The organism is Micromonospora sp. NPDC000316, from assembly GCF_042898885.1.
Taxonomy (GTDB): domain Bacteria; phylum Actinomycetota; class Actinomycetes; order Mycobacteriales; family Micromonosporaceae; genus Micromonospora.
Genome location: NZ_JBIAZG010000022.1, coordinates 42362 through 58431, shown reverse-complemented (window position 1 = coordinate 58431; position 16070 = coordinate 42362). Strand labels below are relative to the sequence as shown.

Below are 16070 nucleotides of genomic sequence, written 5' to 3'. Positions count from 1 at the left end.
GGCCTGCACACCCCCGCCTCAGTGCACTACGGCACCGCCGACGACGTCCACGACCAGCGGCAGGCCACCCTCGACGCCGCCTGGCAGGCCCACCCCGACCGTTTCACCCGACGCCCCCGACCACCCGCCCTACCGACCACGGTGTGGATCAACAAACCAGCAGCTCAACCCACCGAACTACAGAACACCTGACCACGAAAACGTCTCACTTGACTTGACAGGTTCCGCGGCGGCATCGTTCACGGCTCAGCGGCGGTACTGGATTCCCGCCCTGACCGCGACCGGCGGGTTCGTCCTGGCCCTCGTCGCCTTAGTCACTTGGGAGCAGGGCAAGGGAAGCGCTTTCGGGTGGGTCGCGGCCGCTCTCGCTGCCATCGCTGTCGTCGCGGCGGTCCTTACGATGACCGGGTACGGTGCCGCCCAGCAACTGTGGGCGGCCCGGCGCGACAAGTACGGATTGCTGGTCGAGGCCTTCGAGGATGCTGTCGCCGGCCTCCTGCGAAAGATCATCCTGGAGCGCACGCCCGACGAAAAAAGTACGGTTCGCTGTTCGATTCCCGATTCGCGCCCACGCTGGTGGGCATCGGCATCGAGAAGGCCTCGTCGTCGACCACCTACCTCGACCTCGTCCGCTTCATCGCCGACCACCCAACGTCGGCGATTGGAATCGCGGGACCGCGTGGGGTCGGCAAGTCGACCATGATGCAGCAGCTGATCGCCCGGGACCGCGCCTCGCTCGGCATCCGGGTCCCGGCTCCCAAGCGGTACGAACCGGGCGAGCTGGTGCGCCTCATCCACGGCACCCTAGCCCAAGAAATTCTGCAACCAGGCGCGGGTACGTACGTGTCGACCACGCCCGCCCGCGGACGCCGGAGCCTGCTGGTCAACGTGCTCAAGAGATTCCTGTTCGCCGTCGCCCTAGTCGTACTCCTCTTCCTGTGGTCGGAAAAGCAAAGCGACTCGTCCGGCGCTTCCAAATGGGAGGTAAGTACCCTCACCGTGTTCCTGATCGTCGCCTTCGGGTCATGGCTCGGTCTTTTCCTCCGATCGCTGGGGCGGGTCCTCGTAGGCCTCTGGAGGGGAGCGGACGCTCCGTTCCCGTGGCCGATGACCCCGGCAAAGGAGCTGCGGCGGCTGGCCCAGGCCGAGTTGGCGTATCTGCACTTCACCGAAACCACCCAGGCCAAGAACGGCGTCCGGCTGAAACTGGGGCTGTTCACGCTGTCCGGTGAGGACCAAGTTAGCGTCGCCGAACGAACCGCGACCGAAGCCGACGGTGTGGAACGGTTGCGTCGCTTTCTGCGCGCGGTGGTCCGCGTGACCGGCAGCCAGGTGATCATCTGCGTCGACGAGCTCGACAAGATGGACATGCCCGAGGACGTGGTCGCCGTCGTGAACGGCATCAAGGATCTCTTTCACATCCGGTCGGTACACGTCCTGGTGTCGGTCTCCACCGATGCCATGCACAGTTTCGCCGCCCGCGGGGTGGTCGTGCGCGACGTCTTCGACTCGGCGTTCGACGAGGTCGTCGAGGTCAGCCGCCTGACGTACCAGGAGTCGGCGGAACTGCTCGCGTTGCGTGCCACCGACTTCTCCGTCCCCGCCATGTACTTCTGCCATGCCTGGTCCGGCGGACACCCCCGGGATTTGATCCGGGCGGCACGTGCGTGCGTCACATATCGGGCCAAGCAGGGAGAGGATGGCGGGAAGAGCCGGCGCGTCCCCCTCGCCGAGGTGGTCGATGCGGTCCTGGCCGACGACGTGTCCGCCATGCTCCGGGCGGTGATCGAAAAACTGCGGTCGGAGAGCACGACCACGACCCTCGTACCGGACGTCATCGCCTTTCGAGACCTGTTGGACGAGCAGGATGGACCCCTGCACCTCCGGCTCCGGGCCGCGATGAACGTCGCGGACCTTCCGGTCATCGAAGGTCCGGCGTCCGAGGCGACCATGCTGGTGCAAACCCTGTCGCCGTATCTACGTTTGGCCGCCCTGATAAGCGAGTTCTTTGCTCCCGCGCGCCCACCATCTGACTGGCGGTTCGATTCGGCGCCGGGCGCGCCCGCCAAATCAGTCCGGAACGCGATCGACGACCTCGCCGGCGCGCGGGTGGCGATGTCCGGCCATCCCTTGGAGGCCGAGCGCGCGACTGGGCGGGCGGCCGCAGCGGTGGCGGCCACGTCACCACCGACCGCGACGGTGCGGTAACCCGTCGGGTGGGCAACATCAAAGGCGCCGTTGCGTTATCGGATCGGCGGATTGTTGAGCCGGGTGTCGGGTCCGTGGTCAGATCGCTTGGGCGAGTTCGGCGAACGCCGCAGCGACCCGCAGAGGGGGCGGGGCGTCGACGGCGAGTTCGTAGTGGCCACGGCGGAGGTTCTGTATGAAGGCGTGGCCGGCGATGATCACCTGTGCTGCCTTGTCCGTCCGTAGCCCGCGCATCGGTCTCAACCGCTGTTTCAGCTGGCTGTGATCAGCCTCTATCGGATTGTTGGCGTACTGCTCGACGTGGTGCCACACGGACGGGATCAGCTCGTCGAGCACGCCGGGGTAGACCGCGGCGGCATCGGTGACCACCTCCACGGGTGTCACCTTCAACGTCGACAGCGCCCGTCGGAAGAACCGCCGGGCCCCGCCAGCGTCCCGGCGGGCCGAGACCAGCACGTCAATGACCTACCCGTCCTGGTCGACCGCCCAGTACACGTACCGCCAAACACCGTTCACCTTGACGTACGTCTCATCAACGAACCACCTGTCGCCTGGCGAGTGCCGGCAGAAGCGAGCGGTGTCGGCCAACAGCGGCGTGAACCGCTGCACCCACCGGAACACCGTGACGTGATCGACCTCCACGCCACGTTCGACCAGCAGCTCCTCCACATCGCGATAGGACAGGTTGAACCGCAGATACCAGCGCACCGCGACGACGATCACCTCTGGCGGGAACCGGAACCCGGCGAACGCCGACTTCGGTGGCAGCCACGGGTCAGGCTGGCTCGATGACTTCACTGCTCAAGTCTGCCTCGATCTTGCCGACGCTCAATGCAACAGAGCCATCCAACAACCCACTCTCCAATGTATTCTGTTCGTCACCGAGAGTGGCCGTTCGTGGTCACGTCGGGTTCGACGGGAGACAGCATGCCCAGCAAGCCGGTACCCCACGACAGGTCGAGCATCAGCGTGGTGGACGCGATCGCGACCCGCCAGCAGTTCGCTGAGGCCCTGACCCAACTGCGGGAACGCGCCGGCCTGACGATTCGGGACGTGGCGAAGGCGGCCGGCATTCCCTACAGCACCGTGGGTGGTTACATGTCCGGTCGGCATCTGCCACCGGTGTCAGATGTCCATGCCCTGGCGGCCATCCTTCGACCCTGCGGCGTGGCCGAGAGTGCCGAGGTGGAACGGTGGCGGCTGGCGCTGTCGCGGGTTCGACGCCTGCCGGGACCGCGACCGGCGGGCACCCCAGCGCCGTACAAGGGGCTATCAAGTTACGAGCCCGGCGACAGCGAGTGGTTCTTCGGTCGTGAGGAACTCACCGCAACAGTGGTCGACGTTTTGGCGGGGCGGTGGGCCACGGGTAGCGGCCCTGTTGCGGTCCTCGGTCCGTCGGGTTGCGGCAAGTCCTCGCTGCTTCGCGCCGGAGTAACCCCGCTTCTGCGTGCCGGCGGCCTTCACGCCGCAGCAGCTCCACGCGAGGACAAGCCCAGTACTGGCGCTACCCAACCATGGAACGTGCTCCTGTTCACGCCCGGCAAGAACCCCATGAATGCGTTCGCGACCGCGCTGGCAGCCGTAACAGATATGAATGCCGAGGAGATCGGCGCGAGTCTGCGCGGCGATGCCCGTGGATACTTCGAGTCATTACACGACGCTGTCGGTGCCGGGCCTAGCGGCGGCCAAGCGGGCGTCGCCGTGGTGGTGGACCAGTTCGAGGAAGTGTTCACCGAGTGCGGTGACGATGGAGAGCGTCGGGTGTTCTTCGCCGCCCTGCATGCCTGCGCCACAACCGCGTCCGCGCATAGCCAGCTCCGCCCTGCATCGGCCGTGCTCATCGGGTTGCGCGCCGACTTCTACCATCGGGCGCTGCTCGAGCCACAGCTGGTGCCGGTCCTACAGCAAGCCCAGGTGCCGGTCGGGCCGATGAGCGAGACCGAGCTTCGGCAGGCGATCCTCGGTCCGGCGCACAAGGCCGGGCTGGAAGTCGAAGAAGGGCTGGTGGAGCTGCTGCTGCGCGACTTGGCCCCACCCGCGGGTGCGGTAGCCAGGGACGGCGCGCACGAAGCCGGTGCACTGCCCGTGCTGTCGCACACGTTGCGGGCTATGTGGGAGCAGGCGACACGTCAGCGTATGACGGTGGCCGACTATCAGGCAGTTGGCGGCGTCCGAGGCGCCGTGGCCCTCACCGCCGACAACCTGCTTGACTCGCTGTCCGATCCGGACCGCCGACTCGCACAACGGCTGTTCGTCGGGCTGGTACGCGTGCAGGAGGACGGTCCGAACACCCGGCGTCGCCTCACCCTGGCCGAACTCGACCGCTTGGCCGAGCCCGCGCCGCGTGACGACCTACGCGCTGTGATGGACCGTTTCGTCACGCAGCGACTGATAGCGCTCGACGCGGATGCGGTCCAGCTCGCGCACGAGACGCTGGTCGTGGCGTGGCCTCGGCTCCGGATGTGGATCGAGGCCAATCGGCGGGGACTGCTGATCCGCCAGCAGGTCGGCGATTCCGCGCAGCAGTGGCACAGCGAGGGCCGCGACCCGTCCTTGCTCTACCGCGGAAGCCGCTTGTCGGCGGTTCAGGAGCTGACCGAGGCCCGTGACGACGCGGGTCTGGACAATCTCGCGCGAGTGTTCCTCCGGGAGAGCGGACGCCGGGAGCGCCAACGCGTCCGAACGCTGTACCAAACGGTGGCGGCGCTCGCCACGCTGCTCCTCGTCGCGCTCGGCGGCGGCGCAGTCGCGATCGCGCAGAGCAGCGAAGCGCTGCGGCAGCGGGCTCTGGCGACTGACGAACGTAACGCTGCACTGTCACGGCTGATGGCCATTCGCGCCGATCGCCTCCGCAGCACGGATCCGGCGCTGGCCGGGCAGTTGGCCCTGGCCGCGTACCAGATCATGCCAACCACCGAGGCACGATCGAGCCTGCTCGACTCGTCGGCGACCCCGGCCGTGACCCGGATGCTCGGTGCCGGCGGCCCCCTACAGGCGATCGCGGTCGCGCCCGATCGCGGCCTGCTCGCCGGCGGTGGCACAGATGGGCGGTTACGGCTCTGGAACCTCACTGACCCGAACCACCCGGTGGCCATCACCGACGGTCTGCCCAGCACCGTGGGCGCCATCAACACGATCGCATTCCATCCGCACCAGCGGCTGCTGCTCGCCGGCGGTAGCGAGGGAGTGCAGTTCTACGACACCTTGATGCCTGGCGAGCCAATCGCCCTCGGTGCGAGGCTCGGCGTCGGGGTCACCACCCTTTCCTTCAGCGCAGGCGGCGCGCTGCTTGCGGCCACCACTACCGATGGCGCCATCCGCCTGTGGAACCTGAGCGAACCGGCTCACCCGCTCGAACTTGGCACGCCCATCGCAGGACCGGCAGATGGTTTCCCCGCGGCGGCCCTCAGCCCCGACGGCAGAGTCCTCGCAGCCGCAGGAGCCGACCGGCGCGTCTACCTTTGGGACATCCGCGAGCCCGCCGCGCCGGCGCCGCTCGGCAAGCCGCTCGCCGGACCTGAGCTGTCCATATTCGGGATCGCATTCAGCCCGGACGGCCGTACATTCGCCGCGGCCAGCGCCGACCGGCACGTGTACCTGTGGGACCTCACCGAACCCTCACGGCCGAGCCAGTTCGCTCAGCCGCTGTCCGGACCCGCCAACTGGGTACACACCGTCACCTTCAGCCCAGACGGCCGGACGGTCGCAGCCGGCAGCTCCGACGGACACGCATGGCTATGGCAGCTCGACAACGGCGCCGCGGTCGCGACCCTGCCACACCCAGGCCCCGTGACCGAACTGGTCTTCGAGCGGAACGGCCGCAGCCTGTACTCCGGTGCCAGCGACGGAGTGGTACGCCGTTGGGCGGTGCCCGGTCCCACCCTGTCCACCGCAACAAATGCCGTGCACGACCTGGCCTGGCCCGGCGACGTGCTTGCGGCCGCCAGCGGCGACCGGGCCGTCTACCTGTGGGACGCTGGGGATCCGCAGCGGGCCATGCTTGCCACTGAACCACTCACCAGCCCTCGCGCGGACAGCTTTCTCGTCGGCACGACCGCTATTAGCCCCGACGGACGGGCGCTCGTCGCAGCCGGATTCGACGGCACCGTATGGGGCTGGGACCTCAGCAACCCCAGCCGACCGTCCCCATTGAACGCGCCACTGACCGGACTCTCCCGTTTCGCCGAATCGCTCGCATTCAGCCCTGACAGCCGCCTGCTCGCCGCCGGCGGCAGCGACGGCACCATCGCCCTCTGGGACATGACCGGCCCGCAACAACCCACCCTTCTAACCACACTCGATGACGCCACCGGCAACGTCTACTCGGTCGCATTCAGCCCTGATGGCCGCCTGCTCGCCGCCGGCGGTTTCGACACCGTCGTGCGGCTATGGGATATCAGCAACCCGGCGGATCCTGCGCGTATTGGTGATCCCCTGGCTGGGGCGAACAACTTCGTCTACTCCATCGCGTTCCATCCCACCGGCGGCGCCCTCGCCGTCAGCAGCGCCGACGGGACAGTTCGGCTTTGGAGCCTTGCCGACCCCGCCCAACCCGCACCTGGCCCGATACTCATCGGGCCCAACGGCTACGTAGTCGGCATCGCGTTCAGTCCGGACGGAACCCGCCTCGCCGCCAGCAGCACCGACCACACGGTTTGGCTTTGGGGCACCAGCGACCTCACGAACCCGACCGTCTACGCGATCCTGACCGGCCCCGAAGGACCAGTCCAGGACGTCGCCTTTCACCGCGATGGCCGCAGCCTGGCTGCTAGTAGCCAGGACACCAAAGTCCGTATCTGGCAAACAAGGCCGGGAGACATTGCTGAACGCTTGTGTTCAGTCGTCGGCGACCCGGTCACGCCTGAGGAATGGCAACAACATGCACCGGACCTGCCATATCGCCAGCCATGCCTTGGGCCACGGCCAGTTGAATGAATTTCAAACTTCACCCATGTCATCGCGGCCATTACCTGTCATCAGGTCGCACTGGCGAATCGACAGTCTGTACACATGGCGTTCGGTACGTGTGGACCCTGGCACTCGGCGATGTTGTTTTGGCCGAACGTCACCATCGAGGCGCGCTGCAGCCGCTCTGAGTTGACGAAGTTGCGGGCGTCGTTGACCACGAAAATGCTGCGGAGCATGGCGCGGGCAAGGGACCGTACGGCATTTCTGCCTTTGACCGAGCATTCTGTCTCTATTTTTAAGCCGCCTGCTGGCCGTTCGTCCACGTCGGACCATCGCTTTGAGCCCGCCGGCGCCAGGTAACCAGCCCTCCGGCCTGAGTTGTAGCGATCTGGCGATCTTGTGCTCTACGGCAAGACTCCAGGGCTCCAGCCCCAGCCCTCGCGTCAAGCTTCCACGCGGACTCCACCACACCAAGATCCTGCGACGTCATCCAGGCCAACCCGTTGCACGAGATTTTCCACCGTCCCGGGCGCCACGCAGCGGCACTGCAGCTTCCAGGTCTTGAGCGTGGCGATCGCTCGCTCTCCGCGGGCGCGGATCTTCGCGTGCGCCCGGTTCACGGCCTTCTGCCTGCGGGACAGCTTCGGCCGGAAGCGGCGCCGCTTGAACGGGGTGCGCACGCTGCCGTAGGCGCCCTGGTAGCCCTAATGGGTGCAGAGCGGGTCGGGCTCTTGCCGCGACTCCTTTGGTATCCCCGGCGTTCGACGCCTCGCGATAAGGCGGGAGCTGCTGCGTGGCTCGGCCCGCTCTGCGGGAGCGGGTCCGTTTGGATCTGTTCGTGGTTCGAGCCCGCCAGCACGGAGCATCCCTCGGTTATTCGGGGCCAGGAGCCCTCGACGTGAGACGGGGAGCCGTGCCGGTCGCTGGGATCAAGGACGGCTCATCGGATGTCAGGCGATCGAGCCTTTCCATTAGGGCGCCGCGCGATCCCGGTCAGGGCACGGACCAGCCCAACTTCCGGCATGGAGGACATATTGAAGGTCACCTGCGGTATCGACTGGGCCGAGAAACACCACGACATCGCGCTCGTCGACGACAACGGCACTCTGGTAGCGAAGGCCCGCATCACCGAGTCCGTCGAAGGCTTCCAGACGCTTCTGGCGATGCTGGTCGAAGCCGGCGACGACGGCGACTGCCCGATCCCGGTCGCGATCGAAACCCCGCGTGGTGTCGGGGTACTCGTTGGAGTGCAGAGGTGAGTACGGCTGATCTTGCAGAGGTCAGGTGTCGTGCTGGGCGCCTTGTTCGTCACGGTGGGTTGCGTTTTGCAGGCGCAGGCGGGTGAGGCCGAGCATGTCGATCAGCCATCCGGGCCCGCCGGTGATGCCGCGGGCGCGTAGGAGGGTGTCGACCTCGTGGTGGGTCTCCGGGCCGGTGTGGGCGAGGAAGTCCTCGCAGATCTCAAGCAGGAGTGGCAGGAGATCGCCGTGGTTGGTGTCGCTGGTGGCCGTGGGGTCGTCCGGGATGGCCCGGGTGGGCATCAGGCGACGTTCTCGATGGCGGTGAGGCGGTTCTTGAGTCGGTAGCTGGGGCCGTTGATGGGGACGACGTCGCAATGGTGCAGGAGCCGGTCGAGGATGGCGGTGGCCAGGACCTCGTCGCCGAAGACTTGGCCCCATTCGCCGAAGCCTTTGTTCGAGGTGAGCAGGGTGGAGCCCTTCTCGTAGCGTTTCGAGATCACCTGGAAGACGAGGTTGGCCTCGGGGCGTTCGAGGGGTTGGTAGCCCACCTCGTCGATGACCAGGACGGTGGGGCGTAGGTATGTCTGCAGCTTGCGGGCCAGCCGGCCGATCGCATCAGCGGCGGTGAGATGGCGGACCATGTCATCGAGGGTGGTGAAGTAGACGGTGAATCCGGCTCGGCAGGCGGCGACCGCGAGGGACACGGCGATGTGGGTCTTGCCGACGCCGGGTGGGCCGAGGAGAGCGACGTTGGCTTTGGCCTGCACGAACGCGAGCGTGGCGAGGTCACGGACCTTGCGGGGGTCCAGGTCGGGTTGGAAGCTGAAGTCGTAGTCGTCGAGGGTCTTGTGGTGCGGCAGCTTCGACAGGCGTAGCCCGGCGCGGAAGCGGCGTTCGTCGCGGACGGCGAGCTCCTCTTCCAGGACGAGGTCGAGGAACTCCAGGTAGCCCATGGCCTCGGTGTCGGCCCGGCCGGTGAGTTCCCGCAGCGTCTTGGCCAGGTGAGGCAGGCCCAGTTTGGTGGCGCTGGCGTGGATGCGGTTGGTGACCAGCTCACTCACTTCGAGACGTCCTTCAGGTGTGGGCGGTTGGTGAACGGGCTGGCCTGGGCGATCTGTTCATAGACCGACAGCGGCCGGGCCTCGACGGCGATCTGGGCGGCGGCGGCCCGGTTGAGCAGGGCTTGCAGCGGTCCCGGGCCGCTTGCATGGCGGTCCGGTCGGCGTGTGGTTGGCTGCCCGCCGGCGGGGTCGCCGGTGGTGACGGCACGGGTGTGTCCGTCGGGCAGACCGTCCCAGTGGCTCTCGTCGACGACGCGGGCGCCGCGGCCCACGGCCCGCTGGTGCGTGGCCAACAGCGTGGCGCCGTCCAGGCCGGGCACGGTGGCGTGGATGGTGATCGTGGCGGCGGTCGCTCGGATCTCCACGAGTTGGCGGTGGCGGACCCGGCGGGCCGGCACGGAGTAGAGGTTGCCGGCGTAGGCGACCAGGCAGTCCTTGCCGACGTGCCGCAGATGCCGGTCGGCGACCACATACGCCCTAGCCGGGATGGGTCGCAGCGCGGCGTGGTCACGGACCGCCCGCACGCCGATGATCTCACCGTGGGTGCGATGCCGCACGGCCCGCCGCTGCGGCACCCAGGCCACGAACGTGGCGTCGAGCTCGGCCAGCGACGAGAACGCCCGCCCGGCCAGGACATGATCACGGACGATGGTGACCTGCCGTTCGACCCGCCCTTTGCCAGTCGGCCGATATGCGGCCAGCACATCGATGTCGAAGTCGTAGTGCCCGGCGAACGCGACCGCTTCCGGGTGCAGCGGCACCGCCTGACCCGGGGCGACGTGCCGACGGACCACGGTCTTGGTCCGGTCGTAGACGATCGCCCCGGGAACCCCACCGAAGTGCGCGAACGCCCGCCGGTGACACTCCCAGAACGCGGCCAGGTCCTGACTGGTGGTGAAGCAGCAGAACGGATCCCGCGAGTACGACAGCACCATGTGAAACGAGTACACCTTCGGAATCCCGACATGGGCCAGGACGCCGCCCTCATCGCCCCAGTCCACCTGCGCCTGCGCACCCGGAACGACCTCGAACCGACGGTGCAGCCCGGCCAGCTGATCAGGGCTGATCCCCAACTCCGCGGCGATCCGCGGCCGGGCCTGCTGCAGATACAACTTCACCCGCTGGTAGTTACCGGTGAACCCGTACTGCTCGACAAGACGTTCATGGATCACCGTGCCCTTGAGCAGCAACTCCGCCCGCAGCCACGCATCGACCACATGCGCGAACACGTCGATCAACTGCCCACGAGCCGGCCGCACCCGAACAGGCGGCGCCACCTCGCCGCCACCAGCAGCCAGGTACTTCTTCACCGTCCGCCAGTTCAGGCCCGTCTCACGAGCGATCTCCGAGACACTCGCACCAGCCTCGTGCAACGCCCGGAACCGACGCACATCCAACCACCGCTGCTCATCCAACGCCCCCACCGCCAGCCGCCCCACGCCGGTCCGATCACGACCCGAGCAGCCTCACCCTCAGTCACCCGCTGACGACGGACAAACAGTGCGCACCTCTGCAAGATCAGCTGTACCTAGCTCTGCACTCCAGGCCGTACCCCGACAAAGCCATGCGATCTCGGTCGTGCTCTGCCCTGGCGAGCGGGTGCTGGCCAGGACATCGGCAATTCAATCGATCACGTCCGACGACCACGGAGCGTCGCGGCATCGAGCTTTCCGGGCACGGCCAGGGGCAAGTGGCCGCGCCGATGACACACGAGGGGCACCGTCAGGAGACGGCGTAGTCGTCATTTAGGGCCGGGATGTAGTGAATCTGCAGCTGGCCGGCATTCGCCGACCGGCTCTGAACGAAGTCGACGCTGCCCGCCAGGCTGCCGCCGAGGCTCTCGCGGAGGCTGACGCTCTTCAGATTGGGCAAGCTGGCGAGGCCGTCGATGTCCAGCAATTGGTCACAGTGGTCCGCGACCACGTGCTCGAGATCGAGCATCGCCTCGGCGAAGTCCAAGTCTCGGACCCCACTTCCGGAGCAGGGCTATTGCGTTGTCGGGTAACTGCTGGTCACGGCGGTGATCAGGTCGTGTGATCGGCGGTTGGCTTGGCGGGTGGCCCGGGCGATGTTGGTCGCGCCGGTGGTGCGGTGCCAGCCGATCGCGGTGTTACGCAGCGTTGCGATGACGGCGGGCCCGTTGCCTGTCCGGGCCTGGTGGAGGTCTTCACGAAACGTCACGTCGCGCACGTGATGGATCTTGTTTTCGATGTGCCAGTGTCGGCGGATCCAGCTCTGCAGGTCGACCGGCTGGGCTTGGCTGGCGGGTAGTGACACGGTCAGGTAGGCGGTTTCGCGGCTGGTCCTACCAGCGACGATGCGGGTTCGGGTGATGCGCACGGCCTGTTGGGCGTGTGGGAATCCGATGCCGCCGGGGGTGGCGACGGTGACGGCTTTGACGGTGCGGGTCTCACGGTGGCCGTGACCACGGTCGCGGGTCCGGTAACCGATCGGGATCTGTGCCCAGGGAAGCCGTTTGAGCTGCTTGAACAGAGTCGGCTGGTTGGCCTTCACCTGCACGAGCAGGTGGGCTCGGCGGGCGGTGACCTCGTCGGCGTGACCGGTCTGGGTGTGCAGGGCATCGGCGATGAACAGCACCCCGGCCAGGGAACCGAGCACCTGTTCGACGGCGTCGAGCAACGGCGCGAACGACGTGATCTCATTGCTCTTCGCGTCCACGGTGACCTGGGCGAGCACGATCCCGGTGGTGGTGTCCAGTGCGGACAGCAGATGCACCTGGCGGCCGCCGCCGATGCGGGCGCCGCGCAGTGTCTTGCCGTCGATGGCGATCACCGTGCGGTACCGCCTCGGCCTGGTCACCTCGACAGGAGTGCGGGTACGCAGCCAGCCGGCCAGTGCGTTGCCGAGCAGCGTGTCGTCCAGGCGCGTCAGCAGCCGCCAGACAGTGCTACCGACCGGCACTCCTGCGGTGAACCCGAGCTGGTCCTGGGCCTGTTCGTCCAGGTCGTGCAGCCAATCCGTGATCGCGGCGAACGACGACGCCCCGGCCATGACGGCACAGACCGCCACCGCCAGTAGCGGGGTCAGCGGGTAACGCACGCCCCGTGGGTCGCGTGGATCAGGAACAGCGGCGAGCGCGTGCAGCAGCCCGCCGCGTTCACCGTCGGTGACGGGCGCGGCCTCGGCGATGGAGGCGGGTGCTGCTACGGCCAGTGCAGCGATGAGAGAGGATGCCATCGGCGGGTGGGGTCTTCCTCGGAGTCATGAAGCGTCGTAACTCCATGATCACCGATGCGGCCTCACCCGCTTCTAGCGCCTCCACAGAGGCCGAGTTCGTCTCGAAACTCCTGGTCAACGGCCCTCTGGTCGACTATGCAATCGCCCTGCGCCAACCCCGCCGTCAACCCCGCCACCATCAACACCCTGGCCTCCTGCGCCTGGGTCCGCGCCGGCGAACCCCTCTGCCTCATCGGCGACTCCGGCACCGGCAAATCACACCTGCTCATCGCACTCGGCTCCGCCGCCGCGATCGCCGGGTTCCGCGTCCGCTACGTCCTCGCCGCGAAACTCGTCAACGAACTCGTCGAAGCCGCCGACGAGAAACAACTCAACAAAACCATCGCCCGCTACGGACGCGTCGACCTGCTCTGCATCGACGAACTCGGCTACATGGAACTCGACCGTCAAGGCGCCGAACTGCTCTTCCAAGTCCTCACCGAACGCGAAGAGAAAAGCAGCGTCGCCATCGCCTCCAACGAATCATTCTCCGGCTGGACGAAAACCTTCACCGACCCACGACTCTGCGCAGCAATCGTCGACCGGCTCACCTTCGGCGCCAACATCATCGAAACCGGCACCGACTCCTACCGCCTCGCCCACGCCCGCCAACAACGCCAAACCACCCCCGCCTGACCCAGGTGGGGCCAGATCAAGCCGTCACAACCCACCCCGAACAACCCCCACCGGGGCCAAATCAAGCCGTCACGGCGGGGCCAACTCAAACCGTCAGAGCCAGGGCATCGATGATGCCGTGACCGCGGGCGGCGGTCAGGTCGTGTACGGAACCGGCAGTGCCGGTGATGCCCACACGAGCCGGCCGGCGGCGTCAGAGATGACCTGCACGTTCACGCCGTGGCGTTTGTGCATGCCGCTGTAGTAGGGCCTCTGCTCGGCGACCCGGTCGATCGAGATCAGCGTGCCGTCCAGAATCGCGTACGCCAGCAGCCGGACGCGTCGCATCGCGGTGTCCAGGTCGTCGGCCGCCGAACTGAGCAGCGCTATCGCCTCCTGGACGTAGCACCAGGCGGTGACGACGCCGATCTCGAACCCGGCCGCGAGTCGGTGTAGGTGTCGCCGTTGCGCAGATGGGTCAGAGCGAGCAGCGCCTGCCTGCCGGGCTCAAGGCGCCGCCACCGGGATCGGCGCTGCTTACGGTGGCAGCGGATGCGTTCGGCGAGGTGGTTCAGGGTGCGGCTGGACAACGGAATCGTGGCGGGGTAGGACAGCATGGCGAGGCTCCCGGTCGGGGCTTCGAGTCTTGGTCGACAGCTGTCCTACCTGGAGCCTCGCACCCATCGATCACCGGGCCCGCCACGCCCGCCCCGAGCCGCAAGATCAGCTTGGAAAAGGCTCAGTAAACGTGTGCGGGGTTGTACGAACATTCGGCTGCGGCTGTACTTGCGGCGCCTGCTTGAGTCCAATGGGCGGTGCGGCCACGCGCACTCAGATCGTCGCAACGGCACCCCATGACGGATCGAGCGGAATGGGCGGAGGGAGGAGCGAAGTACAGGTCAGAGGTGTTCGGTAGGCACCATGCGGATGTGGGCTGGTCCAGATTAAGGCTCGTCGCCGACGCGCTGAGGCAGTTTCGCCGTGAGCCGCTCGCTCCACAGCGCCCGTTGGGGCTGTGGCTCCCTGTCGCTTCCTCTGGCACGGCTAACCAAAGGCGGCGCGCAAGAATCGCTAAAAGGAAAGCGGGTGGCGGCAGAAAGGGATGCCACAAGGCTGAGCTCACCCAATTGTACGAATGTTCGACATGGTGGGAACAGGGATGGTCGGCCGACCACGTTTGTCGGAGTTTCGAAGCAAAGCCGAGTCAAGAGGGGAACTTCACAAGATGTTGCAAAGGTTTACTCGCACCGGCAGCCGCGTGACCGCCAAGCGCGCGCTCGCAGCAACCGCGGCGATCGCCGCCACAATCCTTGGGAGCCAACTGATCAAACCGCCGGCGGCGCTCGCTGCGCCTTGCTCCACCACCTCCTGTGTCTACAACTACAGCGCCAGCACGGTGTCGATGACCTGCGTGGGCGGGACCGGGTGCACCACCGGATCGAGGATACTCGTCTCCAACCGCAAACAGGTTGCCATGGTGTGCTGGATCGACTCGCCGCCGCCCTACACCGGCAACTACAGCAGCAGCCGCTGGTTCCAGGTCTTCAACGCTCCGTACGTCGGAAATTGGGTGGTGCATTCGTCCTACGTCTACAACCAGACGAACGTTGCCGGCTGTTGACCAATCTCACCGCCGGTCGCATCGCTGCCACCTGTTGGCTGGCGCAAGGACGCCGACGAAGGGGCGATTGAGGGCGCCGATGTTGCCAGCATGGTGAAGCCCCGCTGGATGGCCCCCGCGAGGCTTCGCCGGTGAGGGTGTGGGGGATGGTCGCCTCGCAGCGGGGTGACCCACACTCGCCTCATCGCGCCCATCCGAGCACTACGCGATCAGTTCACCGTCACCGTCAGGTAGGTACGCCGGGCATCCTTCTGACGATCGGGTAACCCGTTCCGTCGGGCGCGGCATCTTCGGACTGTCGCTGGCCATGTCCATTTTTTAGCGTCCGCTGACACAACAAGGATCTTTCAACGTCCGCTAGCAGGTCGTATGACATATCAGCCTCACGCCAGTGCCGGTCGAGTGCACCTAAAGCGTGGCGGAAGGTGTACGGGGTTGTGCGGACTCCAGCGGCATCCTGTACCTGGGTATCCCGCAGGAGTCCAATAGGTGGAGAGACGGCCCTATGGCCTCAGTCGTCTCGACGGCAGCCGACCACAGCCAGAATTTAGACGTCTCCAAAACAATTTCTTTGACTACTCTAAATCGAAATGTACCTTCGTTCTAGGCGATCACAGCCTCCCTGAGTCAACCAACGGAAGGAACAAACCACCATGACCATGAATGCTGCGGCGCCCCAGGCACCTACCTCGGCGCGACGATCGCGGTCAAGGACGGGTATCTCGGCGGTGCTGTCCGCACTCGTAGTTGCGACTGCCGTCCTGTTCGGATTCGCGCAGCCCGCGTCCGCCAGCGCGGGCCGCTGCAACTACGGAGGCGCTGCCGACCGCTGCGTGTATGTGAAGGGCAGCGGCCTGTATGTGAACTACATCGATGCCGACATCTACTTCGTGACCGGCCAATACCTCGAGATCGAGATCTGGGGAGACGGGATCTACTACCGCGGTCACGGGGATGTTGGGTGGCCGTCGGATATGACACACAAGCGCCTCAACATCAACAAGAACCTCGCCAACCACAGTTGGGTTTGCGTGACCGCCCGAACGGCTAGCGGCGCCCAAGTCACACCAGCTGCCTGCGTCGAGATCCACAACTGACCATTCCGTGCGGCTCCACGACGCTCTCCCGCATGCCTACGTCGTTGCAAGTCGATGGCCTCGCACCCAGTTCGGGCGGAGG

10 protein-coding genes and 5 pseudogenes are annotated in these 16070 nt (G+C 66.6%); 7 read left to right on the top strand and 8 right to left on the bottom strand.

Translation table 11 applies throughout. From position 1 onward, the window contains the following. Together ACFY2Q_RS27700 and ACFY2Q_RS27695 are read left to right on the top strand one after the other, a co-directional pair. A pseudogene (locus ACFY2Q_RS27700) lies at positions 1–192 on the top strand (IS3 family transposase); the annotation flags it as partial. Positions 193–576: 384 nt separating this feature from the next. After that, positions 577–2208 (top strand): hypothetical protein, encoded by a 1632-nt coding sequence (locus ACFY2Q_RS27695; protein WP_387135217.1) that lies wholly within the window; start codon positions 577–579, stop codon positions 2206–2208. A 78-nt stretch (positions 2209–2286) separates the two neighbouring features. On the opposite strand, the pseudogene ACFY2Q_RS27690 reads toward ACFY2Q_RS27695, so the two are convergent. Continuing rightward, positions 2287–2976: pseudogene (locus tag ACFY2Q_RS27690) on the bottom strand (IS6 family transposase). Between the two features lie 159 nt (positions 2977–3135). Here ACFY2Q_RS27690 and ACFY2Q_RS27685 point away from each other — a divergent pair. Next, complete coding sequence (locus ACFY2Q_RS27685; protein WP_387135215.1) at positions 3136–7143, top strand: helix-turn-helix domain-containing protein; 4008 nt, start codon at positions 3136–3138, stop codon at positions 7141–7143. Between the two features lie 416 nt (positions 7144–7559). Here the strand turns inward: ACFY2Q_RS27685 and ACFY2Q_RS27680 are convergent. Next, positions 7560–7820: pseudogene (locus ACFY2Q_RS27680) on the bottom strand (hypothetical protein); the annotation flags it as partial. Positions 7821–8138: 318 nt separating this feature from the next. Between ACFY2Q_RS27680 and ACFY2Q_RS27675 the strand changes: the two are divergent. Beyond that, positions 8139–8348: pseudogene (locus ACFY2Q_RS27675) on the top strand (transposase); the annotation flags it as partial. A gap of 48 nt (positions 8349–8396) precedes the next feature. Here the strand turns inward: ACFY2Q_RS27675 and ACFY2Q_RS27670 are convergent. The 5 genes from ACFY2Q_RS27670 to ACFY2Q_RS27650 all read right to left on the bottom strand — a co-directional run bounded on the left by ACFY2Q_RS27670 (position 8397) and on the right by ACFY2Q_RS27650 (position 12616). Beyond that, the gene (locus tag ACFY2Q_RS27670) at positions 8397–8657 is read right to left on the bottom strand and encodes a hypothetical protein (protein WP_387135212.1); all 261 of its coding nucleotides are present in this window, start codon (positions 8655–8657) and stop codon (positions 8397–8399) included. Beyond that, the gene (istB, locus tag ACFY2Q_RS27665) at positions 8657–9418 is read right to left on the bottom strand and encodes an IS21-like element helper ATPase IstB (protein ID WP_013289162.1); all 762 of its coding nucleotides are present in this window, start codon (positions 9416–9418) and stop codon (positions 8657–8659) included. The genes ACFY2Q_RS27670 and istB overlap by 1 nt, the downstream gene beginning before the upstream one ends. Further along, positions 9415–10842: an IS21 family transposase gene (istA, locus tag ACFY2Q_RS27660; protein ID WP_387135209.1), complete on the bottom strand. Its 1428-nt coding sequence runs from the start codon at positions 10840–10842 to the stop codon at positions 9415–9417. Before istA ends, istB begins: the two co-directional genes overlap by 4 nt. A gap of 298 nt (positions 10843–11140) precedes the next feature. Further along, positions 11141–11377, bottom strand: coding sequence for a hypothetical protein (locus ACFY2Q_RS27655; RefSeq protein ID WP_387135207.1), 237 nt, complete (start codon positions 11375–11377; stop codon positions 11141–11143). A 27-nt stretch (positions 11378–11404) separates the two neighbouring features. Then, positions 11405–12616, bottom strand: coding sequence for an ISAs1 family transposase (locus ACFY2Q_RS27650; protein WP_387135204.1), 1212 nt, complete (start codon positions 12614–12616; stop codon positions 11405–11407). A gap of 135 nt (positions 12617–12751) precedes the next feature. Between ACFY2Q_RS27650 and ACFY2Q_RS27645 the strand changes: the two genes are divergently transcribed. Next, a complete protein-coding gene (locus ACFY2Q_RS27645; protein WP_387135202.1) occupies positions 12752–13291 on the top strand; it encodes an ATP-binding protein in 540 nt (179 codons plus the stop codon). Positions 13292–13388: 97 nt separating this feature from the next. Here ACFY2Q_RS27645 and ACFY2Q_RS27640 read toward each other — a convergent pair. Further along, positions 13389–13887: pseudogene (locus tag ACFY2Q_RS27640) on the bottom strand (transposase family protein); the annotation flags it as partial. 518 nt (positions 13888–14405) lie between these two features. On the opposite strand from ACFY2Q_RS27640, the gene ACFY2Q_RS27635 reads away from it, so the two are divergent. Together ACFY2Q_RS27635 and ACFY2Q_RS27630 are read left to right on the top strand one after the other, a co-directional pair. Beyond that, positions 14406–14891 (top strand): hypothetical protein, encoded by a 486-nt coding sequence (locus ACFY2Q_RS27635; RefSeq protein ID WP_387135200.1) that lies wholly within the window; start codon positions 14406–14408, stop codon positions 14889–14891. Positions 14892–15619: 728 nt separating this feature from the next. Continuing rightward, positions 15620–15988 carry a hypothetical protein gene (locus ACFY2Q_RS27630; protein WP_387135198.1) on the top strand — a complete coding sequence of 123 codons (369 nt, stop codon included), beginning with the start codon at positions 15620–15622 and terminating at the stop codon, positions 15986–15988. Positions 15989–16070: the final 82 nt, after the last annotated feature.

Excerpts from the sequence above, each read along its gene's own strand:
- ACFY2Q_RS27685 (WP_387135215.1), top strand. The coding sequence starts at position 3,136 with ATGCCCAGCAAGCCGGTACCCCACGACAGGTCGAGCATCAGCGTGGTG.
- ACFY2Q_RS27670 (WP_387135212.1), bottom strand. The coding sequence starts at position 8,657 with ATGCCCACCCGGGCCATCCCGGACGACCCCACGGCCACCAGCGACACC.
- ACFY2Q_RS27650 (WP_387135204.1), bottom strand. The coding sequence starts at position 12,616 with ATGGCATCCTCTCTCATCGCTGCACTGGCCGTAGCAGCACCCGCCTCC.
- ACFY2Q_RS27645 (WP_387135202.1), top strand. The coding sequence starts at position 12,752 with ATGCAATCGCCCTGCGCCAACCCCGCCGTCAACCCCGCCACCATCAAC.
- ACFY2Q_RS27635 (WP_387135200.1), top strand. The coding sequence starts at position 14,406 with ATGTTCGACATGGTGGGAACAGGGATGGTCGGCCGACCACGTTTGTCG.